At 46.9% G+C, this 26787-nt stretch carries 22 protein-coding genes and 9 tRNA genes; 21 read left to right on the top strand and 10 right to left on the bottom strand.

The window, feature by feature from the left end; genetic code table 11:
- The 6 genes from SHEWANA3_RS08395 to SHEWANA3_RS08420 all read left to right on the top strand — a co-directional run bounded on the left by SHEWANA3_RS08395 (nucleotide 1) and on the right by SHEWANA3_RS08420 (nucleotide 7065).
- On the top strand, nucleotides 1-387 hold the full coding sequence (locus SHEWANA3_RS08395) for a hypothetical protein (protein WP_011716634.1): 387 nt from the start codon (nucleotides 1-3) through the stop codon (nucleotides 385-387).
- 235 nt (nucleotides 388-622) lie between these two features.
- A complete protein-coding gene (locus SHEWANA3_RS08400; protein WP_011716635.1) occupies nucleotides 623-1687 on the top strand; it encodes a DUF2157 domain-containing protein in 1065 nt (354 codons plus the stop codon).
- Complete coding sequence (locus SHEWANA3_RS08405; protein ID WP_011716636.1) at nucleotides 1680-2804, top strand: DUF4401 domain-containing protein; 1125 nt, start codon at nucleotides 1680-1682, stop codon at nucleotides 2802-2804. Before SHEWANA3_RS08400 ends, SHEWANA3_RS08405 begins: the two co-directional genes overlap by 8 nt.
- On the top strand, nucleotides 2804-3319 hold the full coding sequence (locus SHEWANA3_RS08410; RefSeq protein ID WP_011716637.1) for a GDYXXLXY domain-containing protein: 516 nt from the start codon (nucleotides 2804-2806) through the stop codon (nucleotides 3317-3319). The genes SHEWANA3_RS08405 and SHEWANA3_RS08410 overlap by 1 nt, the downstream gene beginning before the upstream one ends.
- Before the next feature lie 239 nt (nucleotides 3320-3558).
- Entirely contained in the window at nucleotides 3559-6405 is a 2847-nt protein-coding gene (locus tag SHEWANA3_RS08415; RefSeq protein ID WP_011716638.1) for an ExeM/NucH family extracellular endonuclease, read from the top strand.
- Nucleotides 6406-6636: 231 nt separating this feature from the next.
- The gene (locus SHEWANA3_RS08420) at nucleotides 6637-7065 is read left to right on the top strand and encodes a DUF6678 family protein (protein ID WP_011716639.1); all 429 of its coding nucleotides are present in this window, start codon (nucleotides 6637-6639) and stop codon (nucleotides 7063-7065) included.
- Nucleotides 7066-7123: 58 nt separating this feature from the next.
- Here SHEWANA3_RS08420 and SHEWANA3_RS08425 read toward each other — a convergent pair whose 3' ends face one another.
- The 7 genes from SHEWANA3_RS08425 to SHEWANA3_RS08455 form a co-directional block, all read right to left on the bottom strand.
- Entirely contained in the window at nucleotides 7124-8020 is an 897-nt protein-coding gene (locus SHEWANA3_RS08425; protein ID WP_011716640.1) for a hypothetical protein, read from the bottom strand.
- Between the two features lie 10 nt (nucleotides 8021-8030).
- The gene (locus tag SHEWANA3_RS08430; protein ID WP_011716641.1) at nucleotides 8031-8789 is read right to left on the bottom strand and encodes a hypothetical protein; all 759 of its coding nucleotides are present in this window, start codon (nucleotides 8787-8789) and stop codon (nucleotides 8031-8033) included.
- The gene (locus tag SHEWANA3_RS08435) at nucleotides 8789-9322 is read right to left on the bottom strand and encodes a hypothetical protein (RefSeq protein ID WP_041412985.1); all 534 of its coding nucleotides are present in this window, start codon (nucleotides 9320-9322) and stop codon (nucleotides 8789-8791) included. The genes SHEWANA3_RS08430 and SHEWANA3_RS08435 overlap by 1 nt, the downstream gene beginning before the upstream one ends.
- A gap of 141 nt (nucleotides 9323-9463) precedes the next feature.
- The gene (locus SHEWANA3_RS08440) at nucleotides 9464-9748 is read right to left on the bottom strand and encodes a J domain-containing protein (RefSeq protein ID WP_011622321.1); all 285 of its coding nucleotides are present in this window, start codon (nucleotides 9746-9748) and stop codon (nucleotides 9464-9466) included.
- Between the two features lie 429 nt (nucleotides 9749-10177).
- Nucleotides 10178-10254, bottom strand: a tRNA-Met gene (locus SHEWANA3_RS08445).
- A 33-nt stretch (nucleotides 10255-10287) separates the two neighbouring features.
- A tRNA-Met gene (locus tag SHEWANA3_RS08450) sits at nucleotides 10288-10364 on the bottom strand.
- 62 nt (nucleotides 10365-10426) lie between these two features.
- Nucleotides 10427-10503 (bottom strand) — tRNA-Met (locus SHEWANA3_RS08455).
- Nucleotides 10504-10760: 257 nt separating this feature from the next.
- On the opposite strand from SHEWANA3_RS08455, the gene rlmKL reads away from it, so the two are divergent.
- The 5 genes from rlmKL to rmf all read left to right on the top strand — a co-directional run bounded on the left by rlmKL (nucleotide 10761) and on the right by rmf (nucleotide 17273).
- Complete coding sequence (rlmKL, locus tag SHEWANA3_RS08460; RefSeq protein WP_011716642.1) at nucleotides 10761-12902, top strand: bifunctional 23S rRNA (guanine(2069)-N(7))-methyltransferase RlmK/23S rRNA (guanine(2445)-N(2))-methyltransferase RlmL; 2142 nt, start codon at nucleotides 10761-10763, stop codon at nucleotides 12900-12902.
- Nucleotides 12895-13134, top strand: coding sequence for a glutaredoxin family protein (locus tag SHEWANA3_RS08465; RefSeq protein WP_011716643.1), 240 nt, complete (start codon nucleotides 12895-12897; stop codon nucleotides 13132-13134). The genes rlmKL and SHEWANA3_RS08465 overlap by 8 nt, the downstream gene beginning before the upstream one ends.
- Nucleotide 13135: 1 nt before the next feature.
- Complete coding sequence (locus SHEWANA3_RS08470) at nucleotides 13136-15058, top strand: ABC transporter ATP-binding protein (protein WP_011716644.1); 1923 nt, start codon at nucleotides 13136-13138, stop codon at nucleotides 15056-15058.
- 27 nt (nucleotides 15059-15085) lie between these two features.
- Complete coding sequence (locus tag SHEWANA3_RS08475; protein ID WP_011716645.1) at nucleotides 15086-16909, top strand: DUF3466 family protein; 1824 nt, start codon at nucleotides 15086-15088, stop codon at nucleotides 16907-16909.
- 187 nt (nucleotides 16910-17096) lie between these two features.
- Entirely contained in the window at nucleotides 17097-17273 is a 177-nt protein-coding gene (gene rmf / locus SHEWANA3_RS08480) for a ribosome modulation factor (RefSeq protein WP_011071969.1), read from the top strand.
- 107 nt (nucleotides 17274-17380) lie between these two features.
- On the opposite strand, the gene fabA is transcribed toward rmf, so the two are convergent.
- Nucleotides 17381-17896, bottom strand: coding sequence for a bifunctional 3-hydroxydecanoyl-ACP dehydratase/trans-2-decenoyl-ACP isomerase (gene fabA / locus SHEWANA3_RS08485; RefSeq protein WP_011625892.1), 516 nt, complete (start codon nucleotides 17894-17896; stop codon nucleotides 17381-17383).
- Between the two features lie 74 nt (nucleotides 17897-17970).
- Complete coding sequence (locus SHEWANA3_RS08490; protein WP_041412597.1) at nucleotides 17971-19704, bottom strand: AAA family ATPase; 1734 nt, start codon at nucleotides 19702-19704, stop codon at nucleotides 17971-17973.
- A 221-nt stretch (nucleotides 19705-19925) separates the two neighbouring features.
- Here SHEWANA3_RS08490 and SHEWANA3_RS08495 point away from each other — a divergent pair.
- A tRNA-Ser gene (locus SHEWANA3_RS08495) sits at nucleotides 19926-20016 on the top strand.
- Nucleotides 20017-20685: 669 nt separating this feature from the next.
- A tRNA-Ser gene (locus SHEWANA3_RS08500) sits at nucleotides 20686-20776 on the top strand.
- Nucleotides 20777-20886: 110 nt separating this feature from the next.
- Here the strand turns inward: SHEWANA3_RS08500 and SHEWANA3_RS23565 are convergent.
- Nucleotides 20887-21057, bottom strand: a complete 171-nt coding sequence (locus SHEWANA3_RS23565) for a hypothetical protein (RefSeq protein ID WP_166485345.1) — start codon at nucleotides 21055-21057, stop codon at nucleotides 20887-20889.
- A 231-nt stretch (nucleotides 21058-21288) separates the two neighbouring features.
- On the opposite strand from SHEWANA3_RS23565, the gene uvrY reads away from it, so the two are divergent.
- The 8 genes from uvrY to SHEWANA3_RS08540 all read left to right on the top strand — a co-directional run bounded on the left by uvrY (nucleotide 21289) and on the right by SHEWANA3_RS08540 (nucleotide 26408).
- Nucleotides 21289-21933 carry a UvrY/SirA/GacA family response regulator transcription factor gene (uvrY, locus tag SHEWANA3_RS08505; protein WP_011622328.1) on the top strand — a complete coding sequence of 215 codons (645 nt, stop codon included), beginning with the start codon at nucleotides 21289-21291 and terminating at the stop codon, nucleotides 21931-21933.
- 109 nt (nucleotides 21934-22042) lie between these two features.
- Nucleotides 22043-23872, top strand: a complete 1830-nt coding sequence (gene uvrC, locus SHEWANA3_RS08510) for an excinuclease ABC subunit UvrC (RefSeq protein ID WP_011716647.1) — start codon at nucleotides 22043-22045, stop codon at nucleotides 23870-23872.
- A 47-nt stretch (nucleotides 23873-23919) separates the two neighbouring features.
- Nucleotides 23920-24468 carry a CDP-diacylglycerol--glycerol-3-phosphate 3-phosphatidyltransferase gene (gene pgsA / locus SHEWANA3_RS08515; protein WP_011625896.1) on the top strand — a complete coding sequence of 183 codons (549 nt, stop codon included), beginning with the start codon at nucleotides 23920-23922 and terminating at the stop codon, nucleotides 24466-24468.
- 210 nt (nucleotides 24469-24678) lie between these two features.
- Nucleotides 24679-24754 (top strand) — tRNA-Gly (locus tag SHEWANA3_RS08520).
- A gap of 20 nt (nucleotides 24755-24774) precedes the next feature.
- Nucleotides 24775-24848, top strand: a tRNA-Cys gene (locus SHEWANA3_RS08525).
- A gap of 48 nt (nucleotides 24849-24896) precedes the next feature.
- Nucleotides 24897-24983: transfer RNA gene (locus SHEWANA3_RS08530), tRNA-Leu, on the top strand.
- Between the two features lie 131 nt (nucleotides 24984-25114).
- Nucleotides 25115-25201, top strand: a tRNA-Leu gene (locus tag SHEWANA3_RS08535).
- A 928-nt stretch (nucleotides 25202-26129) separates the two neighbouring features.
- On the top strand, nucleotides 26130-26408 hold the full coding sequence (locus tag SHEWANA3_RS08540; protein WP_011716648.1) for a hypothetical protein: 279 nt from the start codon (nucleotides 26130-26132) through the stop codon (nucleotides 26406-26408).
- Nucleotides 26409-26787 lie beyond the last annotated feature (379 nt).

The raw sequence follows: 26787 nt of genomic DNA on the forward strand, positions 1-26787 counted from the left end.
ATGATCAGTTTGGCGATAGCATCAATCCTGAGCGCAGGTGTGTGCGTTTACCACTTACTGGAGGGGAAACAAAAGCGGCTGCCGAAGCTGATGAGTGCGCCATTATCTGAGCCAGATAAGCAGTGGTTCAGCGCGCTATTTTATTGCCAATCGGTATTCTATGTATCCACTACCGCGGTGTTTTTGGTGTGTGCGCTCAAACTCCTTCCTGAAATGTATGGCTATAGCCTATTGCTGTTTTTGGGGCTTAACTACGGTATGTATGCCATTTGGCTGTTTTACGTGGCGTTGTTATCCCCACCTCAAGCCAGCCTGCGACTCCGTTTGCAATCCTTAGTCTTTTTATTGATAGCCTTGCTTGCGGTGCTGAGTCCACTGCAGGTATAAACGCGTTCGTTGAACTAGGATTTCCCCAGCCAATAGACAGTACCTATATCCCTTTGGTTGATTTATGGATAAGGCTGAAGATTCACTTATCTATTTGCTCTATTGATCAATACAATAGGGACTATCTTTGAAAATTTGCTTGGTAGGTTTGTCGCGCACTTAGTGATAGCACTTAGTGGTAGCTTTTAGTGATAGTTGCGCTGTCAACGTCAGGTAATAATAGGGAGATTTTAGATTGCGCCATCTTACCTCGCACGTCTATGAATGGTTGGAACAGGGACATATCACGCCAACCGAGGCAAATGAACTCTATCGACAGTTATCCGTACCACCCAATGCCGCCAGTTGGCGCAGCTTATTAGCGCAGCTTTTACAATGGGCGGGGGCGTTAAGCTTTGCCTGCGGGGTGATTTTCTTTTTTGCCTATAACTGGCAGTCGCTCGCGCGAATGAGCAAGTTTGCGCTGATTGAAGCGGCGCTATTAATTAGCCTTGTCAGCTTTGTCTGGTTGTATTATCACAGCGCAGCGAAGCAGCTCGTTGACCCTTCTCATTGTCTGTTCGGAGCAACCCTTGCCAATGCTGCGCTGCTGGTGGTGAGCATGTTAGTGGGTGGGCTGCTCGCCCTCGTTGGGCAAACTTATCAAACTGGCGCCGATCCTTGGCAGCTGTTCGCCATTTGGGCGCTTGCGATTTTGCCCTTCGCATGGGTGGCAGGCTTTGATGGCCTATGGTTACTGCTGGTGGGGCTAGTTAATTTAAGCCTTGGGTTGTATGCCGATACGACTTTGCTCTGGCTGGATGAACAGTTGTGGTTATGTCTCTTTGTGGTCCTTAATCTGACCATCTACTACGGTTTTGTGTTTCTCGGCAGTACCAGCAGACGTTGGCATGCGCCATTCGTAGAGTATGCGAGTTCATTGACGGCCATGGGGTGCTTTACCTTACTGGTGTGTTGGATGATTTTTGAGCCGAGCGACACTAAGCCGCTGCTGGTTGCGGTGTGGGTTGGTTATTTTGGCCATCTATTGTTTGGATTCTGGTGGTTCAGGCACAAACGATTGCAGGTTTATCCCTTGGCATTGGGTGGTTTTAGCTTGATCAGCGTCGGCGCGGCGTTATTCACCGAACTGCTGTTTCGCAATAGCGATCCCATTGGCGGCTTTTTGTTGATTGGGCTTTACATCATTTTAGCGAGCACAGGCTTAAGCACTGTGTTAAGGCGATTGCATCGGCAAGCTAAAGCGGGCATCTCGCCTACGCAGACTCCCAGTGAGAATGAGGAGCTAAGCCATGAATAAGCACCCTAATGAGTCGCTGCAAACAAGCGGCGTATCTGAGGTACAAACCTTGTGGCAGAGTTTATATGCCAAGGGCGCAGTGAATACCCCAGAGTTGCCCGAATCCCAAGATATGCCCTGGTATATCGCCCTGATGCAAGCTGGTGCGGCCTGGATAGCCGCTTGGTTCTTATTAGGTTTTATGGTGTCACTTTTCGATAGCCTGTGGGGGCGATTCGAAGGGGGCACGGCACTTTTTATCGGTGGCAGCTATTTAGGCTTAGGGCTTGCCTTATATTGGGGCGGGCGCCAACAACACTTTTTGCAGCAGTTTGCCTTTGCCTCCTGTTTAAGCGGCACGCTTGCTCTAGCTTGGGGGCTGTTTGATTTACTCGGCGAAGCGTTCAATCTTGCTTGGTATCTGAGCATGGCGGCATTGTTTTTTCTGCTTTGGGGGATTATCAAGCACGCTGTGGCTCAGTGGGTATTTGCATTTGGTTGTAGTGTCTGTGTCACCGGCCTGTTGGCCGAGTGGCATCTGTTATCGTTTACGCCGACGCTGTGGCTATTGCTATCGAGCATTATGCTACTCAATCTTCACCGCACTGGGCACCACTATCAAAGGGCGAGGATGTGGATTTTTGCCACCAGTGCAAATCTGCTCACCATTCAACTTATGCATGTGTTTAGTCTGGATAGCGAGTTTTCGCAGTTGTATGCCGTGGATTGGCAATCGGGGATAACCGCAGTTCATTTACTGGTCGTGTTTGCCATCTGCAGCTTTTTACTCCTGAGTCTTTGTAAACAATGGCAGACTCCATTCACCCATCCCGCCATATTATTTGCGTTTTTAGGATTAGTGCTCATTACTGCACTGTCTTTCCCCATGGAGGGCTTATCAACGGCAGTGCTGCTGATATTGTTGGGGCACTACGGGCACGAGGCGTGGCTTAAGGGGATGGGTATCGCCTCCGGGCTAGTGTTTGCGGCGGGCTATTATTATTCCCTCGAGACCACTTTGATGCTTAAATCTCTGTATTTAATGGGATTAGGCGGAGTGCTTATTATCGCGAGGCTATTGATGTGGCGCTTTTTTCCGATCACGCAAGTGCAGGTTGAGCATAAGGAGCAAGCATAATGGATAAAGCGACCTTAGCATTTAGCCGTTTCCATAAGCGCGCCTTAGTCTTAGTGGTGTTTACCGCCGCAGCACTGCTGATAAGCATCAACTGGCGAATAGCCCAGTTTGAGCAGTTATTACAAGATGGCCAAGTGGTACGTTTTGCCTTAGCGCCAGTGGATCCTCGCTCGATTATGCAGGGGGATTACATGGCCTTGGAGTATGCCATTGCGCAGGAGGTGCGCGCCGCACTGCCTGAAGGGATGACGCAGGGGCAACTGCTGTTGACGCTCGACTCGCAAAAAGTGGCGCACTTTGTTGGTATTTACCGTGATCAACCCAAAACGGCTGAGCAACTCACGGTAGATTTTCGTCTGCGTAATCATAGAGTAAAGCTTGCCTCAAATAGTTTCTTCTTCGAAGAGGGCCAAGCTGACCACTTCAGCCAAGCAAAGTATGGCGAGTTTAGAGTTAGCGATAAGGGAGAATTGTTGTTAGTCAGCCTACTCGATGCGCAGTTGCAGCCGCTATAACGGGCTACTCTGATGATCTTTAACAAGATGGTGAGCCATGCCCGCCATCTTCGCTATTTTTCCTAGTCCAATCCGCTAAATCGCCGCCTAAATATCCGTCTTAAGTTGCAACTTGCGTGCAACTAATTTGTAACCTTAATTCCCTATAGTATCGTCAGTTTTCGAGGCTAAGCGCTTCGTGAAATCGTAAGTCTTTAACTTCAATACCAATATAAAAAAGATACTTATTAGGGGTCATTATGTTTAATAACAAAACGCTGTTGGCGTTAGCCATCAGTGGCGTGTGTGGGTTTGCCCATGCTGCCGATAATCTGATTATTACTGAATATGTTGAAGGCAGCAGCAACAACAAAGCCATTGAGTTATACAACCCAACCGCCAGCAGCATCGATTTAAGCCAGTATCAATTGCGCTTCTATTTTAATGGTAGCACAACGGTGGGCACGACTATCGCCCTGACCGGCACCTTAGCCGCAGGGGCGACTCATGTGGTTGCTGATAATGATGCATCGGCCGATATTCTGGCGGTGACGAATCAACAAAGCAGCGCGAGTTTTTTCAATGGTGACGATGCCATTGTGCTGACCTATCAAGACCAAGTGATTGATAGCTTAGGCCAAGTGGGCGTAGATCCCGGCAGTGAGTGGGGCAGTGGTGATTTATCGACGCAGGACAATACCCTGCGCCGCAATCCCGAACAGCTAATCGCCGATACCATTATTGATGATGTTGTCACCTTTAATACATGGTTAGGTTTTGCCAAAGACGATATCTCGGATCTGGGCAAATTCAGCGCAGGCACCCCCACCGATCCTGTTGAGCCGCCACCGAGTTCACTAGCCTGTGGTGAAGCCTCAACGCCTATCCATGCCCTGCAAGGTTCGACCAATGTCAGTCCGTTAAACGGACAAACCTTAGTGGTAGAAGCCATTGTGGTGAGTAACCAAGAAGCTGGCCTCAAGGGCATCTTCGTGCAAATGGCCGATAACGAAGCCGATAACGATCCACAAACCTCGGAAGGGGTGTTTGTTTATACCGGTAATGCGCCAACGGGTTATGTGGCGGGCGACCGTGTACGCTTAAAAGCTAAAGTCACTGAATATCAAGGCTTAACGGAACTGACTACCGTTGCCGATCATAAACTGTGCGCCGCAGGTCAGACCCTACCGACAGCCGCCGTGGTGACCTTACCTGTGAATTCGAGCGATGACTTTGAACCCTTTGAAGGCATGCGCGTCCGCTTTAGCCAAGACCTGGTGGTGAACGAAGTCTACAACTTGGGCCGCTATGGTGAAATTTCACTCGGTAGCAGCCGTCACTTTATTGGGACGCAAGTGGCCGCGCCAGGCACAGATGCCTTAGCCGTCACTGCTGCCAATCTCAAAGACAGTATTTTACTCGACGATGGCTTAACGGCGCAGAACCCTGATCCTGTGATTTTCCCGGCGCCAGGTTTAAGCGCTTCAAACACTGTGCGTGTGGGCGATAAAGCAACGAGTCTGACGGGCGTTATGCACTATGGCTTTAATCTTTATCGCATTATGCCGACTGAGCCAGTTAATTTTGTGGCAGAAAACCCTCGTCCACAATCGCCAGTGCTTGCCGAAGGCGGCAACCTGAAAGTCGCTAGCTTTAACGTACTGAACTACTTTAATGGCGATGGACAGGGCAGCGGTTTCCCTACTGCGCGCGGTGCCAATACCCTGAGTGAGTTTGAGCGTCAAAAAGCGAAGATTGTCAGCGCCATGGTAGGGACCAGTGCCGATGTGTTTGGTCTGATGGAAATCGAGAACGATGGCTTTGGCGCCAACTCGGCGATTGCCGATCTCGTGGCGGGCCTCAATGCCGCCGTGGGTGAAAATCGCTATGCCTATGTTATTCCAAAGGTCAATGGTAGCAACTTAAGTGCGATCGGTACGGATGCGATTACCGTCGGTCTCATCTATCGCAGTGACAAAGTGAGCCCTCAGGGTGACGCGCGTATTTTATCCAGCGCGAACTCTCCCTTAGATGACGCCGGGCAGCCACTATTCGACGACAGCAAAAACCGCCCTATGTTGACTCAAGCCTTCGTGCTAAACGGCAGTGAGGAGAGTGTAGTCGTTGCGGTTAATCACTTGAAATCTAAGGGTAGTGAGTGTGCTGGCGATCCAGATATGAACGATGGTCAAGGTAACTGCAATATTACCCGTACCCGCGCAGCAACGGCGGCGGGGCAGTGGATTGCAGAGCAGTATCCAGAGCAAGGCGTACTGCTGATCGGCGACTTAAACTCCTATGCCAAGGAAGATCCGCTAAGCGCATTGGCTAACGCTGGCTTTAGCGAGTTGTTTGCAAAACTTGAAAAAGCCAATCCTTATTCCTATGTATTCTCGGGTGAATCTGGGCAGTTAGACCATGCGCTGGCCAATACCGCGTTAGTGGATAAAGTCGTGGATGTGACCGAGTGGCATATCAATACCGACGAGCCACGGGTGTTAGATTACAACGAAGAGTTTAAGACGGCTGCGCAGGTGCAAGACCTTTATGCCAGTGATGCTTATCGCTCATCGGATCATGATCCTGTGGTGATTTCACTCCTGCTCGAAGCGGAAAACGTGGCTCCTGAAGCCAGCTTCACTCAGCTTGTGAATGGTGCGAGTGTGCAATTGACTTCAACCTCCATTGATAGCGACGGCCAAATTGTTTCTACTGAGTGGGACTTTGGCGATAATAGCCAAGCCATGGGCGAGTCGGTATCCCACACCTATGCGCAAACTGGTGATTATCTAGTGACGTTAACAGTGACCGATAATGACGGTTTAAGCCATAGCAGCTCACAAATGGTGTCTGTGGTGGTTGAGAACGTGAAAAAGCCACCCGTGGCGCAAATTCAGCACATCAATTTATGGTTAGTCGATATGTTTATTTCGACCAGCTATGACACTGACGGCGTGATTAAACAGCATAAATGGAAGTTTGATAACGGTAGCCGTGCAAGTGGTCCTGTTGTGTTTCGCCAAGCACGCCGCGGGCTGCATACGGTCGAGTTAACCGTGAAAGACAATGATAAATTAACGGATACCACGTCACTGACGTTCCGTTAAGCGTTAGCCTCTTTCTTTAAATATCAAAAGCCTGCATTGCAGGCTTTTTTACTTTGATTCACTTACTTCATCACTTACTTAATGACTATATTAACTGACTATATTAACGAACCTATATTAACGGACTATCGCGTGCTTTAAATTCAAGCTAAGTCGATTTAAGTATCTATTCGCTTGAGCTAAGATGACGCCACTTATGGATTTTTACTCACAGGGAGCAGACGCATTGCAATGAATGCAGACACCTTGACGTACCTCAATCAGCATCAATTAACCTCAGTGATGAACCTCACTAAATGGCGTCAGCTTGAGCAGGCACTCCATGAAGAGCCGGATTTTGTGTCCCATGTGCGTTACAAGCTACTGGAAGATGAAGGGCCAAATCCAGGTTTTACGCCAGTGTGGTGGGATGAGTTACTCGCAATTTGCGAGAGGATTGAATGGCTTGAGATTGATCCGCTCAAAAGAGAACACCGCGGCAGATTGCTACCTGAAAAAACTACGGATTTTACTGATTATATCGAGGCGCAACTGCACAAGTATCGGCTCCCCTACAGCAAAGAAGCTCAAGGGATCCGGATTTGGGGCTATCTTCGCCCCGATGCGGCTATGCCAGTATTTTGTATTGCAGCTGGTGGCGAGACGATAAAGGAAGCGTAAGCAACTTCTGATGGTAGATAAAAAGCGGGGCGCTAATTGATTAGCGCCCCGCTAAGGATTAAAGCACGATATAAAGCGGCCAGCCGAGTAGGCCGACGAGTCCTTCTTTATGTTCGAATCTTTCTAAACGCTCAGGGGAGGCGTCGCTCAGCAGCAGTTCGCGGTAGCTTTTCGCAAAATTCAATGTACGCAGCAATGCTGGTGCAAAGTTTTTACCCAGATCTTTACCGATGGTCTCGGCCAGCTCTGCGGGGAGTTCCGCCAGGGCTTTTTGGGTTTGCTGCTCGATATACTCGAGGCTAAACCATTCGTCCTGCAAGCTGATTTTAGCAATGCGCTTTTTCAAATCTTGTCTGACTTTGGCATTATCAAACAACATCCGATACAACACGGCTTCGGCCAATACGCTCTCTAGATTTAAGAAATCCAAAGGATCGTAGCTGGTTTGGGCATAAAACTGTGCCATTAGCGCCGCAATCGATTGCTGACGTTGGTGCTCGGCCAATGCATCTTGGTAGGCCTCATACCCCAGCCACTCTTCGGCGTCTGGCGGCGTAGAGACTTGTTCCAGCAGGAATTTATCCACGTCACCATAGAGCGACTTACCATTCACCAGTTTATGTTTGCTGACGACGCTGAGCATGCTCCAACCCTTTTGGAAGCATTTGACCACGCCATCGGCGGTGAGCAATAAACGCACCGCTTGCTGTTGGTCCTGATCAGACAGTTCCATTAATCCGAGACTGACGACGCCAATCACATCGTGCGCCGCCTGTTCCAGTAAGTGCATCTTGTACTTGTTGTAGAACTTATCCGCCAATTTGAGGCTCATCAAAATGGCTTTAGATTTGATTTGTGCGAGCTGCTCACCACTAAGGGTGTCGTCTGCTTGGCCTTTGGCCAACACCTTGCTCAGGTATGGGCCTTGGTCTAAATCACGCAGTACCAGTTGCATCTAGGGATCCTTAATCTAAAAAGCTAAACATATCATCCACTTCTGCGTATTCGTCCGTGACTTGGTTTTTCTCTTTCGCTTGGATAACCAGTTCATTGACGAACTTGTTAATGATTATCTCCCAACCAGAGCTTTCGTTATGCAGCAGGTTTTTAATGGCTTTTTCTACATCGGGTGCCAGCTCATGGATTAACGCCATCAGACTACGTGGGTCATCTAGGCTTAAACTATGGGCTTCTTCACTGTCGACACGACTGTCATAGCCGACGGTGTCGGTATCTTCCTCGTCGTCGTAATAATCGTTGAAGTGGTCTTCATCGTCGTGGCGCTCACCCAACATCATCTCGATAAAGGGTATAGACAGATAGAAGAGGCCTGCGGGATCTTCGGCAATGCACTCTAAAATAGCGGTTTGTTTTTCTTCGCTGTCTTGGATGCGAATTAAATAAGTTAAAAAATCAAAGGTATGCTGAATGAGTTCTTCGGCATTATTCTTGATTTTTTCTTCCCAATACAAAGGTTGCTGACAGACGATGTCGCGAATTTGTTCAGGGGTCATCAGCTCCGACATAATTGACGGGCAGGAGATATCGTGGTGACTGTTGATTTGCGTCAGGGTCACAATATCCATTTTTTCAATGACTTCGACTAATTGCTCATCGTTCATTGTGGTGGCGATGAGTTCGAAACGTTTACTGGCCTGTTTTGGCTCGACATCGGCGAGTTCTTTAATCTCGGCAACGGTTATTTCAATGAGACTAGTGTTCATTAGCGGTCCTCATCATCGTAGTGATCGTAGTAGCCATCTTCCTCTTCGCCGTCATCATCGTCGTCATCGGAATAGTCGGCGTAATCACTGTCTTCGTCTTCAAAATCATCATCAGCGCTGCGTTTAGGCGCTGGTGCACTTTTGCCTTGGTTTTCCAGTAAATAGAGTACGGCGCAGCTTTCAATCAATAAATCTTCTGAATAGGCGCGCACCGCCTGCACTAAGGGGACATCGGCATTGTTAAAGCCAATAGTGACCTTGAACTCGTCCCACTCGGGCTGCGTTGCGGTATTAATCCAGTGAGCCCACTTGAGCTTGGCATCACTTGGAAATTTTACTCGGCCATAGAGTGCTACAGGCAGATACTCGGGTACCGACTCGAGCATTTTAGGGTCAGCCTGTAATACTTTTTTGATTTGACTGGTAAATTGCTCTAGTGCCTTGGGCGTATCCGGGTCATCATAGGACTCGATATTGTCGTAGGCATTGGTCTTAAGCTCATTAATGCGTGAGATATTCAGTTTTTTGGCCATGGGCATGTCTCGAAATAAAAAGCTATCAAACAAACAGCTTCTCAAAATAAACCGTGTTGCAATAAAAGGTCCAAATTAAGGGGCTTGGCAAACTAAGCTCATTAATTTGGCACTCCCAGTGTTGCACTGGAAATAACCCGCTTAAGGGTAAAATTGATCCCACAATTCGCGCATCGCGCCATTGGGATCGGTCACGATCACATTGTTGAAGTCTCGGATAAACGCATTTCTAAGCTTGGGATCTGAGAGCACTTCATAAGCTTTTTTAACGCGCTCAAGTTGTTGTGATGCTTGCTCTTTTTCTTCATCAGAGGCACCTAACAACTTATCGGGATGGTATTTATTTGAGAGCCGGCGATAGGCTTTTTTAATGTCGTCTTCTTTGGCGCTAGGTTTGATACCGAGCACACTAAAGTGGTTAATCATATTTGTACCTGCAGGCGATGGGTTGGTATCGCAAGATAAAAGCTAAGTGCTGATTATCTGTCAATTTGTGGAATTATGATTAGTCAGCGATGGATCATAGCAGAAATGCGCATTAGGCGGCAAACGACTCTGTTGGCATTTATGACTGAAATCGTGGCATTTATTAGGCTTGATAAAAATCGCCGGCGCTTTTGGAGATAAGGTATATAAAGCCAAACAGGGGCGGGGGAAAAGATAAGTAAACTGAGTGAGTTGATGGCTAGCAACTTGTGCTGGATTTAAACCAGCCACTTCGTCTGTTGCTTATAGATAGTAGAGCCCGACGAGCGAGTCGTTACCATTGGCTGAAACGAATCAGATACACAAGAAGTGAATTTTAGGCATAAAAAAACCAGCTTAATGCTGGCCTAGTGATAATAAGTCGATAATTGGTTGCGGGAGCTGGATTTGAACCAACGACCTTCGGGTTATGAGCCCGACGAGCTACCAAGCTGCTCCATCCCGCGTCCGATTATTACTTCTATTTGTTATCCATCAATTGGTTGCGGGAGCTGGATTTGAACCAACGACCTTCGGGTTATGAGCCCGACGAGCTACCAAGCTGCTCCATCCCGCGTCCGATATTGAGGATTTACAAGATTGGATATCCTTTTGAATATCATAACCTTGGCTTTAAATTGGTTGCGGGAGCTGGATTTGAACCAACGACCTTCGGGTTATGAGCCCGACGAGCTACCAAGCTGCTCCATCCCGCGTCCGTCTCTAAAGCGGGGCGAACTATAACGGCAGTGCTGTGGCATTGCAAGGAGGAATTTCAAAAAAATGAACGAGTGCTTAATTATGAATCGTAATGGGGGAATTTCGGACAATCTGGGCAATATGGCCCGCTTATCTGTCGTAAAGAGAGTGGTAACTGCCTGACTAAATCGAGTTTCGGCTAATAACTGTTTATCTTTTATGTCGCTTCACAGGTATAATGTCGCTTTGATTTTGACTGCGTATTGATTATCCCATGCTTAATTTTTTTGCTGCCGCCCCTAAGGGCTTTGAATATAGCTTAGCCCAAGAACTGACAGAATTTGGTGCGACTGAGATTAAAGAGAGTGTTGCCGGTGTCTATTTTACCGCGCCGCTTGCCTTAGCCTACCGTATTACCCTGTGGACGCGTTTGGCCAGCCGTATCGTGCTGGTGATCTATAAGGGCCCCTGTGAGTCGGCGGAGCAATTATATAACGCAGCTTATTGTATTGATTGGTCAGCTCATTTCTCCAATCGCAACACCTTTAGTATCGATTTTCACGGCACTGGCGGCTTTATCAACAACACCCAGTTTGGTGCGTTAAAGATTAAAGATGCGATTGTTGACCGTTTCCGTGATGACGGTGATGCCCGTCCAAACGTCGCCCGTATCGATGCCGACATTAAAATCGACGCCCATTTCCGTAATGGGGTGATTACCATTGCGATGAACTTCTCGGGACCTTCTTTGCATCAACGCGGTTATCGCTCTACGACCGGTGAAGCACCGTTAAAAGAAAACCTCGCCGCCAACATGCTAGTGCGCAGTGGCTGGAAAGCCGCGCCAACGACCTTACTCGATCCTTTCTGCGGCAGTGGTACTGTACTGATTGAGGCCGCATTAATGGCTGCCGATATTGCTCCAGGGTTGCAGCGCAGCCGTTTTGGTTTTGAGCATTGGCGCCGCCATGATAAAGCGACATGGCATGAGATTTTAGAAGAGGCCAAGGCGCGCGCATCCTTAGGTGTAAAGCGTTGTGACGTGAAGTTCTACGGCTCGGATATCGATTCGCGCTTAGTGGCCCTAGCAAAACGCAATGCGCAAAACGCCGGTGTATTTGAGCTGATTGACTTTAAAGTCGCTAATGCGCTCAATGTCGAGCCGCCCGCCGCCGAAGGTTACCTGATTACTAACCCTCCCTACGGTGAGCGTTTAGGCAGTGTTTCTGAGCTATTGCAGCTGTATTACCAATTAGGCGACAAGTTTAAAAAGGAGTTTGGCGGCTGGAAAGTGGCTATGCTCTGTAGCGATATTGAGCTGATTTCGGCGCTGAAACTCAAAGCCGATAAACAGATGAAGATGTTTAATGGTGCGCTGGAGTGTGCCTTTAACCTGTATACCTTGCACGCGCAAAGCACTCGCCGAGATACGCCAGTATTGCCGGAAGGAGTAGACATTGCCGATATCGCGCCAGCATTTGCTAACCGTATTAAGAAAAACGCCAAGCAATTAGAAAAGTGGGCGAAAAAAGAAGGTATCGATAGCTACCGTTTATATGATGCCGACATTCCCGAATATAACGTGGCGGTCGACCGCTACTTAGATCATATCGTGGTGCAGGAATATATGGCGCCGGCCAGCATTCCTGAGGCCGTGACAAAACGTCGTTTAAGCGATGTGCTCTTGGCGCTGCCTGCTGCGATTGGTGTCGATCCGCACAAGATCACTATGAAGACCCGTGAGCGTCAAAAGGGCACCAATCAATATCAAAAGCTCGATGAGCGTAAGCTTGAGCTTATCACCACCGAATATGGCGCTAAGTTTAAGCTGAACCTGACAGGCTATTTGGATACTGGCTTGTTCCTCGATCACAGATTAACCCGCCGTTTAGTGGGACAAAAATCGAAAGGTCGCCGGGTATTGAACCTGTTCTCCTACACAGGTTCTGCCTCTGTGCATGCCGCATTAGGCGGTGCTAAGTCGGTCACGACGGTTGATATGTCCAACACTTATCTTGCGTGGGCAAAGGAAAACTTTGCGTTAAACGATCTCAGTGGCAAGCAGTATGAGTTTGTGCAGGCCGATTGTTTGCAATGGATCCGCGATAGTGCGCACGATAAATCCGCGCAATACGATTTGATTTTTATCGATCCGCCGACCTTCTCTAACTCTAAGCGGATGGAAGATTCCTTCGATGTACAGCGTGACCATGTGAATTTACTAGGCATGCTTATCAAGCTGTTAAGTCCAAATGGGGAGATAGTGTTCTCCAACAACAAACGCAAGTTTAAGATGGACACCGACACCTTGGTCAAGATGAAAATCAAGGTGGAAAACATCGATGATCTGACCTTGCCTATGGATTACAAGCGCAATCCCCATATCCATAATACTTGGTTAATCACCCATGCATAATGTACCGCAAGCGGGTTACATACTATACCACACCGAAGGCTGTCACTTATGTGAACAGGCTGCGGCATTGCTTAATGCCGCCGAGGTGCCTTTTACGGCCATCGATATTTGCGATGATGAAGCCTTAGCTGAACGTTATGGCGTGTGTATTCCCGTGGTGAAGGCCGAGGATGAGCGTTGCCTGTTTTGGCCCTTTGACGCTACCCAATTACAAGAATTTTTAGGAGCTTAGTTTGAGTCTGGTTCGTATCAATAATGGCTCGTTAGCCTATGGTTATACTCCGCTGCTGCAAAATGCCGATTTTACTATCGAGCGCGGCGAGCGAGTGTGTATTGTTGGCCGCAACGGTGCGGGCAAGTCGAGTCTATTGAAGATTTTATCCGGCGATGTGCTGCTCGATGAAGGGGAATTCAACATTGATGGCAGCGTCACAGTCAGCCGTTTGCAGCAAGATCCACCAAAGGCGGAGCAGGGCTCGGTTTACTCTTATATCGCTGCAGGCTTAAAGGAAGTCGGTGAAGCGTTAGAGCAATACCATCAACTGTCCCACGATGTGGCTTATGCCGAACCTGAGCTGATGGAGCGCATGCTTAATCAAATGCAAAAGCTGCAGGAAACGTTAGATCATCACAATGGCTGGCAGCTTGACTCGCGCATCAAACAAAACTGTGAGTTATTAGGCCTCGATCCCGATAAATCCTTAAGTGAGTTATCCGGTGGTTGGCAGCGTAAAGTAGCGCTTGCCCGTGCCCTCGTCAGTGAGCCGGATTTATTGCTGCTCGATGAACCGACTAACCATTTAGATATCGATACCATCGAATGGCTGGAGAAATTCCTGCTGGATTTCCAAGGCGCTATCGTGTTTATCAGCCACGATAGGGGCTTTATTGCCCGCATGGCGACCCGCATCGTCGATTTAGACCGCGGCGTGGTGACCTCATGGCCTGGTAATTACCAAGCTTATCTTGATGGTAAGCAGGAATGGTTAAGGGTTGAAGCCGAGAAAAACGCCTTATTCGATAAGCGATTAGCCGAAGAAGAAGTCTGGATCCGCCAAGGGGTTAAGGCTCGTCGTACCCGTAACGAAGGCCGCGTGCGTGCACTCAAGGCGCTGCGTCAAGAACGCAGTGAGCGATTGAATCGTCAGGGCAATGCCAAGATGGCGGTGGCCGATACCGAGCGTTCGGGTAAGTTGGTCTTTGATGTGAAGGACTTAAACTACAATCTGCCCGATAAAAATCTGGTTAAAAACTTTAATACCACGGTACTTCGAGGCGATCGTATCGCACTTATCGGTCCGAACGGTTGTGGTAAATCGACCCTTATCAAGCTGTTGATTGAGAAGTTACAACCCCAATCGGGTGAGGTGAAAGTCGGCACTAAGTTAGAGATTGCCTATTTCGACCAATACCGTGAGGCGCTGGATCCAGAGCAAACCGTTGAAGACAACGTGGGTGAGGGTAAAAAGACCATCACCATTAATGGTCAAGACCGTCATATCTTAAGTTATCTGCAGGATTTCCTATTTTCGCCGATGCGCGCCCGTACGCCGGTGAAGGCATTATCTGGCGGTGAGAAGAATCGGTTATTACTGGCTAAGTTACTTATTCGTCCGGCTAACCTGATTATCCTCGACGAACCGACAAACGATCTTGATATTGAGACCCTAGAATTGCTAGAGTCGCTGCTGACTGAGTATCAAGGCACACTGTTGCTTGTGAGCCATGATAGGGCTTTTATCGATAACACTGTCACCAGCAGCTGGTGGTATGCGGGTAATGGGCATTGGAGCGAGTATGTCGGTGGTTATCAAGACGCAATTGATCAAGGGGCAAAGTTTTATTCAGAGGAACCTAGTCAGCCAAACACGGTCGAAGCTCCTGCGACAGTAAAAACCGCTGAGGTAAAAGTGGCCGAGCCCGCCAAAGCCGCGAAAAAACTGTCCTATAAGTTACAGCGTGAATTAGAGGCCATGCCTGAGTTGATGGAAACATTAGAGGCAGAAATCCTCGAATTGCAAACCACAGTGGCAAGCCCAGATTTTTATAGCCAAACACAGGATAAAATCAATTCGGTATTGAACCTGTTGGCGGATAAAGAAAAGCAATTGGAAGTTTGCTTCGAGCGATGGGAAGAGCTTGAGTCACTGAAGTAAACCAATAATAAAATGGGAATAGAATTAATGAAGTCAAAGTTGGATAAAGCCCTCTCCTTGGTTGCCTTAGGTGTCCTTGGCGTATTACACAGTGCCCATGCCGCACCCGTATATGAAATTGTTAATCTTGATAATTATGATCTGCAAGGTACGCTCGAAGGCACTCGAAACGGTTATGCCTTGGGCGTGAATGCCAACGATGAGTTAGTCGGTATCGCTAAAGGTAAGAAAAAACTCAGTACTTCTGATGTGGAAGGTGGGGTTATCGACGTTGAAGATGGTATTGCCCCTGAGGAAACCATTACTTACTCCATTACGGCAGCTATTGTTGCCAATAACTTTGCTTTTGTTGCCGCGCAAAATGGTGCCGCTGGTGCATGGTTACCGACCTTCGATAGTATCAATGGCACTACAGCACCCAGCGATATTTCGGTAGTTAACTCTGTTGATACCTTTTACTACGGCATCAACGATGCTGGCGTGAAAGTGGGCAGCATGACGGCCCCTGAAAAGAAAACGGAAAATACGACTACAGATGATACGACCGATTACTGGTATTACCGAGATTATGAGTATCGCGGTGTTGCCAAAGTAGGCGATAGCGAAATCCCATTACCGCCACCTTACACTCAGTATGTGAAGGATGATAAAACGGTTGAGTTAGGCGGCTGGTCGGCGGCGACGGCGGTTAACAACAATAATTTGGTTGTTGGTTATGCCAGTACCGATATCAGCAAATACGGTGGCGATCGCGTAGCCTACTGTTTAGGCACAGATAATACGTTACCGTTAGATGTGTGTATTCAACGCGAGCAATACCCTAATACTCAAGGTACGCGCAATATTCAGTACCAAACCCGTGCTTATGTATGGCAACTGGACAATGGTGTTGCAACGGGTACAGCTCTACCTTTAGGGTTAACCCCAGCCAGTGACAATTCACTGACCTTTACCGCCCAAGCGTTGGGTGTAAATAATGAAGGTGTGGTCGCCGGACGCTCGCACGTGTACCGTAACGGCAATACCGATAGATTACGCCAAGATGCGGCTTATTGGAGCAAAGATGCCGAGGGTAACTATCAATACCATTGGATCCCGATGGGTGATTCTATTTCAAGCTCCATCGCCTATGATGTGAACGATAGCGGTATTCTTGTTGGTAGTTATCGTAGTTATATCCAAGGATATTTACGTGATAAGTTCTTCTACTTTGATACCAATACGCCTGAAGTGGCTTATGTTACGCCAAATGACTTTGCATCAACTACCACGGACCTATCTAGCAAACCCAAAGATATCAATAATAAAGGTCAAGTTGTTGGTTATATTGAAACCACCTATGATAAGGAAAAACCACGTCCTAAGGCGGGCTTCCTGTATGAGAAATCTACTGGGGAGTTCAGTAACCTCAATAACTTGCTGACCTGTGAGTCTAAGGGTTTTGAAAAGGGCTCTGATGGTAATTGGACTCGCCATCAGGTCGAAGTGCAGGATGGGACTGGTAAGGTGCTAAGCTACAACAGTGATATTCTCGTTGTTGAAGCCGCAAGCATTAATGAAGATGGCACTATCGTAGGTACTGCCTTTATTCGTAAACCTTCCTACCAGTTTGACTCAGATGGCAATATTATCGTAGGTGAGAATGGTCTTCCCCTGTTTGAACTTAGCGGTAGTGGTGACCCAGTAACAGCCTATATCCCGCGTATGGTGGTGCTAAAGCCATCTACTAATGGTGAAGCTTGTACTGTGGATGACAGCACTGACACAGGCAATTACGAACGTAAAGGCGCCGCTTCTCTTGCTTGGTTATTAGCGTTACCTTTAGTCTGGTTACGTCGCCGCACTCGCTAATTTTTCAGCTTGAATTCAGACTCAAAAAATCGAGGCAAAATGCCTCGATTTTTTTTAATCATGATCTCAATAGTTTAATAAATAGTCGATAAAATGGACGATTTTTTGATTGATCTCGAGGCTGAAAAGCACTATCTCTATGGATGAAGCTGTTGCTTCTATTTCACGTAGAACAGAGGACGCTTGCATGAAAAGACAAAAACGAGATCGTTTAGACAGAGCTTTTTCCAAAGGATTCCAGGCTGGTATTGGGGGCCGCTCTAAAGAGCTTTGTCCTTATGCAAATCTTGATTCGCGGTCACAGTGGTTAGGTGGCTGGCGTGAAGGTGTGGATGGCCGAGTTAATGGGCTATTTAATAAATAACGAGTGTTTCTCGTGGATTAAATAGCCCAGAACAGACAGAGTAATGCAGCATAATTGCCCTCAGATGAGGGCATTTTTGTATCGAGTCGTGTAGGGTACAGCAGTGATTAGAAGGTCGATGTATCGCTAAACACGCCAACTTTTAAATCGGTCGCGCTATAGATTTGACGACCATCCACTTCAAGGATGGCATCGGCAATACCCATGACTAACTTACGATGAATAGTACGCTTGATATTTAGCTTATAGGTCACTTTTTTCGCACCGGGTAAAACTTGTCCGGTAAATTTCACTTCACCTACGCCCAGCGCGCGGCCTTTACCCTCAGCGCCTTCCCAACCGAGGTAAAAACCCACTAACTGCCACATGGCGTCTAAGCCTAAACAACCTGGCATCACTGGATCGCTGATAAAGTGGCAGCCAAAGAACCATAGGTCTGGATTAATATCGAGTTCAGCAACAATTTCACCTTTGCCAAATTCACCGCCGTTATCGTTAATGGTAATGATCCGGTCGATCATCAACATATTATCGACGGGTAAGCGAGGCGAGTTTGGACCAAATAAATTCCCATGGCCACAGGCGATGAGTTCTTCTTTATTGAAACTGTTTGCTTTATTCATTGTTTTACTACTCCAGCAATAAGAGCCGCCAAGATTAGCGAACACGTGTAAGCTAAACAACTCCGATCAGCTAATTAATGGCGAAATAATCCCAGTTTTGCGAGTAATCTCGTCATTAAGCTAATCTCCTCCTCGCCATTTCCTGCCAACTTATCGAGCCGTTCTTGCACTAAGCCGTATAAGGAGTCTTCTGGGAAGTCATTATCTTCATTGGCAACCCCTGCGGGCATCTGCATCAGCAGCTCCACCGCTTCGTCCATATGCTCAATCGCATAGATATGGAATTGTCCTTTGCCTACAGCTGTTATCACTTTTGGGGCGAGGTTAAGTTGTAGAACGTTCGACTTCGGCATAATCACGCCCTGTTCGCCAGTTAAGCCGCGACGCTCACAAAGATTAAAGAAGCCTTCAATTTTCTCATTAATGCCGCCAATGGCTTGCACATTGCCGAATTGATCTAAGGCGCCGGTAATCGCGAGCGACTGGATAATCGGCTGCTCGGCAATCGCCGACATCAAACAGCAATACTCGGCGAGCGAGGCGCTATCACCATCGATCTCTTGATAGGACTGCTCGAATACGATGTTGGCATTAAGGTGTAGCGGAGCATCGCGACCAAAGATACGATACAAACAGGCAGAAAGGATCATCATGCCCTTGGCGTGGATATTGCCACCCAGCTCGGACTTCCTTTCAATGTCCGCTACTTCGCCATCACCATAATGCACGGTTGCAGTGATCCGCGCGGGTTCACCATAACTATGGTCAATCGCATCGATCACCGTCAGGCCATTAATCTGTCCTACCATAGCGCCTTCAGTTGGCAGATTTATGAAATTGTCATCAAAACTTTGCCCTGAAAATTCTTCAGAGCTGTTATGGCGATAATTGGCTTGCTCGAGTGCGTGCTCAACACTGGCGGCATTGATAGTGGCTTTGCCGCGATAAACCTTAGCCTGAGCCATTAATTGGGCGAAATCGAGCATAGATAGGCTTAAACGGCGTTGATGTTCGGTCAACCTCGAACTGTATCTAAACAGTGGCGCAAGGCTTGATTGCTCTAAACCAACCTCAACACTCTGAGCCACGGCTTGTAACCAATTGGCATATTGCACTTCTTTAAAGCGGGTCAGATCGAGTTCACTTGCCAGCTCTGCCAGCAAACTAAAGTGGCGCTGAAATTGCCAGTCTTCTGAGCGGACTTGGCTGTAGATTAAGCCTGCGCCAATCAGAATGATTTTACAATTTAGCGGAATAGGGCTTAGGTGGTTGCTTATCTGATAGGATTTTTGCGTCAGAATTTGCATGACCAGATCCCACAGGCCTTCGCGTTTCCACAGTGATTCGGCGCAGATAAACACATAGTGGCACTGGGCCAGTGCACCGGGTTGATATTTGCTGCCATTTGCCGATTGCACCATGCGACCAAGAAGATCGGCACGGCGGATATTGCCACTCAGGTAACGGTAACTGACATTTTTCTCGGCAATGGCGCCTTGATTATCGAGCGGCGCTTCATACTGCCATTGGAACTGAATGGCTTTTTCTACAGGCCGAGCCGCCACTAAATAAGCACTGGATAAGGGCTCGACGGTTTCCATTAGGGCTTGCATGATTAATTGTCGGTCGATGCCCGGAAAATCGGCGAGGTAGAGCTGTTGATCGGCAATGGCGTTATGTAACTTAAAGGCATCCAATACACGTTCTTGCCCTAAAAGCAGGGCTTTTAACCCTGTGGCCGATTGCGGCAGGGTAGGAAGGTTAAATTCAGGCGCGAGTGAGGATGATGGTATCAAGAGTGAATTCATATAAGCATTTACCATGAAAAGTTACCGCGATTTTACCATACCAAGACAGCAAGTCTCTTACTGTATAGGTGTTTTTGCGTTGGTTTACTCAGATATTGCTGAAAACTTGTTGGCTATTTGCCTGAAAAAACATCTTGGTGAGCATAAGATGAGCATTTGACACAATATTGAAAAATTGCTGTTTACAAGCACCGATGATGCTTATATTATTTGCGCCATTCGGAGGGGTGGCAGAGTGGTTTAATGCACCGGTCTTGAAAACCGGCGTGGGTTTATAGCCCACCCAGGGTTCAAATCCCTGCTCCTCCGCCATATTTTACGGAAAAGCCATCAGCAATGATGGCTTTTTTGTTTGTACAATTTGAACCCGGGTTCTTCATTCTAAGTGCAGCTCCTACGCCATATTTGTTAGAAAGGCCGCTAAGTCATTAGCGGCCTTTTTGCATTCAAGTCCACACAAGTTTTCTGTTCTGTATTTAATATTGCATCTGAGCAGAGCCTGCTTGAGTACTTCCTTGGCTTATATGTGGAGCATTCGCTTAAGTCCCCCCGGCATTTTTTAGTGAACTTATATTTGCCTTGAGGGTTTATATCTACCTTCTTAGCCACTTCTGAGTGCAGTCATCAGCATCGGCAATTTGCCTTCACAAGCCTTTAGCGCGCTTTGATTTGAGTGACTTTTTATCGAGTTTTTATTTCGACTATATAAAGTGGCTACTTTAAGGTGCTGTCGCATTAAAGGAGTTAAAGGAGTTAAAGGAGTTAAAGGAGTTAAAGGAGGCGAGTGTATTGAGCGCAGCGTGTTTTGGCCTAAGTAGCTATAAGTACAACCTTAATTTAGGGATAACACGGCTTTTGATTGAAGAATAGGCGTTATGCGATGGTTTTATCGACGACTGAGTATCAAATCGCCAATCAATTCAATTAATAATAAATTTAGGTTTACAACCAGAGGGGAGATAGCTATTATCTCGCTCGTTCGGAGGGGTGGCAGAGTGGTTTAATGCACCGGTCTTGAAAACCGGCGTGGGTTTATAGCCCACCCAGGGTTCAAATCCCTGCTCCTCCGCCATATTCTACGGAAAAGCCATCAGCAATGATGGCTTTTTTGTTTTTGGCATTTCGGAAGTTGAACCCTCTGGTTTCTTATTCTCAGCGCAGCGCCTCCGCAATATTCCACAGTTAAACCATCAACAATGATGGCTTTTTTATTTTTGCCATTTGCCCTGCTGGATTCATCATGTTAAGCGCTGCTTCTCCGTCAAATGCAATCCAAAGACCGCTAACCAATTCGCGGTCTTTTGCATTTTGGCCTTCCATTCTATTGTGTTTAAAACTTGCGGCGTTGAGCATACTCTTGGTTATTTGCCGTGAATACCGAAACCAGCAGCGCCTTAAGTGCAGAATTTAAACTGGGTTAATGAGTCCGTTGTTCCTTTAAATATCATCTAGTTAACAATATTCATTTTATGCTTTGCGAAATGCCATTGTTGGGCTAAATTACCCTGATAACCTATATTCCGGTTGCGGTATTCTGATTTGACTACACTGTGTTAGTCGACATTGGTTAAAGGTGGATAAAAGTTGATATCGATATATTTAGTTGACGACCATGAGCTTGTAAGAACTGGGATCCGCCGCATCTTAGAAGATGAACGTGGGATCAAAGTCGTGGGAGAAGCGCCTGATGGCGAAACCGCGGTACAGTGGGCGAGACAAAATGAAGCCGATGTCATCTTAATGGACATGAATATGCCAGGGATGGGCGGGCTTGAAGCCACGCGTAAGATTTTACGTTATCAGCCCCATGCCAAGATTATTGTGTTAACTGTGCATACTGAAGATCCTTTCCCCAGCAAAGTGATGCAGGCGGGCGCGTCTGGTTATTTAACCAAAGGGGCGACACCTCCCGAAGTACTGCAAGCGATACGTCAGGTTTCCCGTGGTCAGCGTTATTTATCTCCAGAAATTGCCCAACAAATGGCATTGAGCCAATTCAATCCCGCCGATGAGAATCCGTTTAAAGCCTTGTCCGAGCGTGAGCTGCAAATTATGTTGATGATCACCAATGGTGAAAAGGTCAATGATATTTCTGAGCAGCTCAACTTAAGCCCCAAAACCGTTAACAGCTACCGTTATCGCTTATTTGCGAAGCTTGGGATCAGTGGTGATGTGGAGCTGACCCGTTTAGCGATCCGTTATAAAATGTTAGACGCTGGCCATTTCTAGTGGCCGCTTGTGTCAATGAATCTAGCATTAATTAAGTGTTAGCAGTGAGTGTGAAGACGATTTATCAAGTTGTGTTGAAGACCGTGAGTAAAAGAGTGGGTTTATAACGATGTCGACAGGTTTTAACGCCCAGAGTTTTTTACGCATGGTCTCATCCTCTGCTGGGGTTTATCGCATGTATGACGTCAAAGGTGACGTCATCTATGTGGGTAAAGCCAAAGATCTTAAGAAGCGCTTATCCTCCTATTTCCGTAAAAACCTTGGGAATGTGAAAACCCAAGCGCTGGTGTCCCATATCCATCATATCGATGTGACGCTGACCCACAGCGAGACCGATGCGCTGCTGCTTGAGAATGACTATATCAAGCAGTACATGCCCAAATACAATGTGTTACTGCGGGACGATAAGTCATACCCTTATATTTTCTTGAGCCAACACGAGCATCCACGCCTCGCATACCATCGCGGACCGCAGCGGGAAAAGGGCTATTACTTTGGGCCTTATCCTAATGGCGGCGCGGTGCGTGAAAGTTTGCACTTGATGCAAAAGCTGTTTCCTATCCGCCAGTGTGATGATCTCTATTATAAATCCCGCACTCGTCCCTGCCTGCAGTACCAGTTATCCCGTTGCAGTGCACCTTGCGTCGGTAAGGTCAGTAATGCGGAGTATGACGAGCAGGTTAAACTCGCCAGTTTGTTCCTTAAGGGAAAAGATAAGCAAGTCATCAGTGAACTTGTGGCAAAGATGGAAGAGGCCGCCGGGCAGCAAGCCTATGAGCAAGCTGCGCGCTTTCGCGATCAAATTATGGCGCTACGCCGGGTGGCCGAGCAGCAAGAAGTCTCAGGTAATACTGGGGATATGGATGTTATCGGTGTGCACTACGCTTCGGGCATCGCGTGTTTTCACCTATTATTTATCCGCGAAGGTAAAATTTTTGGTAGCCGCAGCTATTATCCAACGGTGCCCGCGCAAACAGATATCGAAGAAGTCTTACGTTCCTTCCTATTACAGTTTTATTTAAATGCCGATATTCAACGCACAATTCCTAAGGAAGTGGTGATAAGCCATCACTTTGAAGAATTGCATGAGTTAGAAGCGGCCGTCTCTGAGGCGTTAAATAAAAAGTTCAGCATCAAAACCAATGTGCGCGCCGACAGGGCAAGCTTTTTGCGCCTCGCGCTGACCAATGCCACCAATGCGGTGATGACGCGTTTGTCCCATAAAAACACCGTTGAACAGCGTTTTGTCTTGCTGGAGGAAATCCTCGAGCTTAATGCGCCAATTCAGCGGATGGAGTGTTTCGATATCAGCCATACCATGGGGGAGAGCACGGTAGCCTCCTGCGTGGTGTTTAACCGCGAGGGGCCCCATAAGGCCGAATACCGCCGCTACAATATTGAAGGGATTACACCTGGCGATGATTATGCTGCGATGAAACAAGCTATTAGTCGCCGATTTGATAAAATCGATGCCAGCGGCAAAATTCCTGACATCTTATTTATCGACGGTGGCTTGGGCCAGCTGCGTATCGCCCAGCAAATAGTGGATGAGAAATTCGTCAATTTAGATAAAGCGCCGCAACTGATTGGGGTGGCAAAGGGGGAGAGCCGTAAACCCGGGCTTGAAACCTTAATCTTCGGCGACACAGAAACGAGCTTTTCCCTTGAGGATGACTCGCCAGCGCTGCACCTTATTCAACATATTCGCGATGAGTCCCACCGCTTTGCGATTACAGGCCATCGCAATCGTCGCCAGAAAACCCGTAACACCTCGACGCTCGAGTCGATTCCTGGCATTGGTCCTAAGCGGCGCAAGGCGTTATTGCAACATCTTGGTGGTTTACAGGAAGTGAAGGGCGCGAGTGTGGCCGAGTTAGCGAAAGTACCCGGTATTAGCATAGAAATGGCACAAACCATTCATGATGCATTGCGAGGGTGATAAATTTAAGGCAAGATTGGCGCTGCTTTTGACTAACTGGTTTGATCATGCCGTTTAACTTACCTATAGCATTAACCCTTTTTAGGCTTTTTTTACTGCCCATCTTCGTGGTGCTCTTTTATCTGCCGTACAGTTGGACTCCCTTCGTGGCTGCATTTGTGTTTTGGCTTGCCGCCATTACCGATGCCTTGGATGGCTATGCCGCCCGTAAACTCAAGCAACTCACGCGTTTTGGGGCTTTTCTCGATCCCGTTGCCGATAAACTAATGGTGATCACCGCGCTGGTGTTGCTGGTGGAGCAATATGCCGATATTTGGTTAACGTTGCCGGCACTGTTTATGATTGGTCGCGAAATTGTGATTTCAGCCCTACGTGAATGGATGGCTGAATTAGGTAAGCGCGGGACGGTTGCGGTTTCTTGGATCGGCAAATATAAAACGGCGGCGCAGATGGTGGCGATTATTGGCCTGATCTGGCAATACAACCCACTCATGATCACCGCGGCATTTGTGCTGTTATATATCGCTGCCGTGTTAACCTTCTGGTCAATGATGAGCTACATTTTAGCCGCTTGGAAAGATTTAACGGCTGAATAGCACAATAAAAGATCAAAGAGATTATTTAGTGCGCAAGCAGTAAGTTATCGATAAAACAGCGGTTGACACTGCATGGTAAATAGGTAGAATGCCTCCCCGTAGACGAGAGACGAAGTGAAAACAAAATCTTAACTCTACGAGATGCAACATAAGCTCAGTTGATAAGGTGAATACGATGCCTTGTTTTTTGAGTGAGTGTGAAATCGAAATGCGACATTAGCTCAGTTGGTAGAGCGATACCTTGCCAAGGTATAGGTCATCGGTTCGAACCCGATATGTCGCTCCAATCTAAATGATTGGAAAGATGGCGCGATGGCAGAATGGCTATGCTGCGGATTGCAAATCCGTCGATCTCGGTTCGACTCCGGGTCGCGCCTCCATAATCAAGATATTAATGACACGATTCCCGTCGTTAATATAAAGAGTTTGCCCGAGTGGTGGAATCGGTAGACACAAGGGATTTAAAATCCCTCGCTGGTAACAGCGTGCCAGTTCAAGTCTGGCCTCGGGTACCATTATTATAATGGTGACGGCTCAAAGCGAGCTGAAGCGTTAAACTTCGTTAATTATATTTTTGAAATATAAGTAAAATAACGAAGCAAAGAGTTAACAATATCAATAGCTGTGCTTGCGATATTCAGAGTTTGCCCGAGTGGTGGAATCGGTAGACACAAGGGATTTAAAATCCCTCGCTGGTAACAGCGTGCCAGTTCAAGTCTGGCCTCGGGTACCATTATTCTTAGTGAATAGTAAATAAGCCTCGACATCAGTCGGGGCTTTTTTGCATTTGCAGCACGCGATTGTTTCTAGGTTTGTTTGGAAATGCTGTTGGAATAAAATGGATCGGTTTATTTACTCCGAAGCTTATTCAAGATCTGCCTAAAATAAATGGGTTGCATTAATTTAGTGTTTATTAAGCCTAATACGCAGACGCTGATAAAAGTCGTTGTCATCTCACTTCATTGGTTGCAGATAGCTCTCTTGTTCGGCAAATGCAAGTTCCAATATGTGCGAATAATGTTCGTAAAGAGAAGCCATTCTGGCCCCATCAGGTTTAATCGTTAAGGTGTACAGATAAGCATTTCTTAATAAAAAGAGGTCTTTGTCGGCCGAAGATTCCGAAATACCTAATATGTTGGAAATATCTTTCAACGAGCCGAAATAAAATATTCTATGAAAACAGATGCTTGATGATGATAGCCAAGTAACGGTTTCTTCAATACCTGCTCCATTCTAAGCAATTGCTGTAAAGCCTAGGAGGTTTGCGGCTCATCAGCAGTTTCTCACTGCCATTTTTTAGCCTTAGACTTTCGCAGATCAGCAATCAGAATCGAGTAGACGATCTGTGAAAGCAATGAGGAGCTCCCCACTGTTTTCGACTGTATGTCCCTTCTTTGAGTTACACGAATAAAGGCATCAAGAACGAGTGTTAAAATAGTCATTGACGAAAATTCACCAGTTTTTCACTAAACCACATTACGGAAAATCTATAAAAATACGTATCTTTTACTATTTCTGGCCGCATGCAAAAGTTCTCATTATGTATGTTCGAACCAAAAAATCGTAAGTGGTTGTTGTTACAAGATGAATTAAAAATAAGTTATGTAGATAAAATGGCAATTTATAAAACGATATACAATGCAATCATGGGAGAGTAGCAAATGAATGACGCAATTAAGCTTGCGCGGTTACAAAATGAGATGAAAAACTCAACCACGGCTTTAGTACTGGGTTTCTTAATACCGGGTGCAGGCCAGATGTACGCTGGTAGTGTGGGATACGGAATTATTAATTTTGTCTTGGTAGTGATACTTGCTATAACTATTGTTGCCAGTCCTATAGCATTTATACTCTATGTACTTTCAATGTATTGGGGGTATAAAGGCGTAATTGCATTCAATAATGAAGTAATTAGAAAAGCTGAAAGTCAAGAAAGTTGATTCATTTCACTCATCAAAAAACCATTGAGCATCGTATTTCAATTATTTGCTGGAGATTTTGGGTTTAACTTCCAAATTATTATGTCATTGCATCACACAATCCGCTCGATTCGGTGAAATGCTGTAATGCTTTTAACATTAATAGCAAAGTGTCCTATTGCCTTGGCTGAAGTCAAGGCAATCTGTATCGCACAACCAAACTAGGTCGACCTGAACAGGGGCGACAGTCGTCTGATTTTTCTGGTGATTAACTCACTGGTAACTCCATATAGATAAGTAGTCGGTAACCTGCCGTCGAGAAATAAACCTGTTAATTCTGATGCACTTCTCAAATTTCGGCACGGCCGTTACGCTTTTTTCAACAAACTTCGTAGCTTGA

Origin of the sequence: Shewanella sp. ANA-3 (assembly GCF_000203935.1) — a bacterium.
In the GTDB taxonomy this organism is placed as follows: Bacteria; Pseudomonadota; Gammaproteobacteria; order Enterobacterales; family Shewanellaceae; genus Shewanella.

Coding starts and splice junctions, on each gene's coding strand:
- pgsA (WP_011625896.1), top strand. CDS start 23,920: ATGCCGTTTAACTTACCTATAGCATTAACCCTTTTTAGGCTTTTTTTA.
- SHEWANA3_RS23565 (WP_166485345.1), bottom strand. CDS start 21,057: ATGCTCAACGCCGCAAGTTTTAAACACAATAGAATGGAAGGCCAAAAT.
- SHEWANA3_RS08540 (WP_011716648.1), top strand. CDS start 26,130: ATGAATGACGCAATTAAGCTTGCGCGGTTACAAAATGAGATGAAAAAC.
- SHEWANA3_RS08395 (WP_011716634.1), top strand. CDS start 1: ATGATCAGTTTGGCGATAGCATCAATCCTGAGCGCAGGTGTGTGCGTT.
- SHEWANA3_RS08425 (WP_011716640.1), bottom strand. CDS start 8,020: ATGCAACTGGTACTGCGTGATTTAGACCAAGGCCCATACCTGAGCAAG.
- SHEWANA3_RS08420 (WP_011716639.1), top strand. CDS start 6,637: ATGAATGCAGACACCTTGACGTACCTCAATCAGCATCAATTAACCTCA.
- SHEWANA3_RS08490 (WP_041412597.1), bottom strand. CDS start 19,704: ATGAATTCACTCTTGATACCATCATCCTCACTCGCGCCTGAATTTAAC.
- rmf (WP_011071969.1), top strand. CDS start 17,097: ATGAAAAGACAAAAACGAGATCGTTTAGACAGAGCTTTTTCCAAAGGA.
- SHEWANA3_RS08415 (WP_011716638.1), top strand. CDS start 3,559: ATGTTTAATAACAAAACGCTGTTGGCGTTAGCCATCAGTGGCGTGTGT.
- SHEWANA3_RS08430 (WP_011716641.1), bottom strand. CDS start 8,789: ATGAACACTAGTCTCATTGAAATAACCGTTGCCGAGATTAAAGAACTC.
- SHEWANA3_RS08440 (WP_011622321.1), bottom strand. CDS start 9,748: ATGATTAACCACTTTAGTGTGCTCGGTATCAAACCTAGCGCCAAAGAA.
- SHEWANA3_RS08475 (WP_011716645.1), top strand. CDS start 15,086: ATGAAGTCAAAGTTGGATAAAGCCCTCTCCTTGGTTGCCTTAGGTGTC.
- SHEWANA3_RS08410 (WP_011716637.1), top strand. CDS start 2,804: ATGGATAAAGCGACCTTAGCATTTAGCCGTTTCCATAAGCGCGCCTTA.
- SHEWANA3_RS08465 (WP_011716643.1), top strand. CDS start 12,895: ATGCATAATGTACCGCAAGCGGGTTACATACTATACCACACCGAAGGC.
- fabA (WP_011625892.1), bottom strand. CDS start 17,896: ATGAATAAAGCAAACAGTTTCAATAAAGAAGAACTCATCGCCTGTGGC.
- SHEWANA3_RS08435 (WP_041412985.1), bottom strand. CDS start 9,322: ATGGCCAAAAAACTGAATATCTCACGCATTAATGAGCTTAAGACCAAT.
- SHEWANA3_RS08405 (WP_011716636.1), top strand. CDS start 1,680: ATGAATAAGCACCCTAATGAGTCGCTGCAAACAAGCGGCGTATCTGAG.
- rlmKL (WP_011716642.1), top strand. CDS start 10,761: ATGCTTAATTTTTTTGCTGCCGCCCCTAAGGGCTTTGAATATAGCTTA.
- uvrC (WP_011716647.1), top strand. CDS start 22,043: ATGTCGACAGGTTTTAACGCCCAGAGTTTTTTACGCATGGTCTCATCC.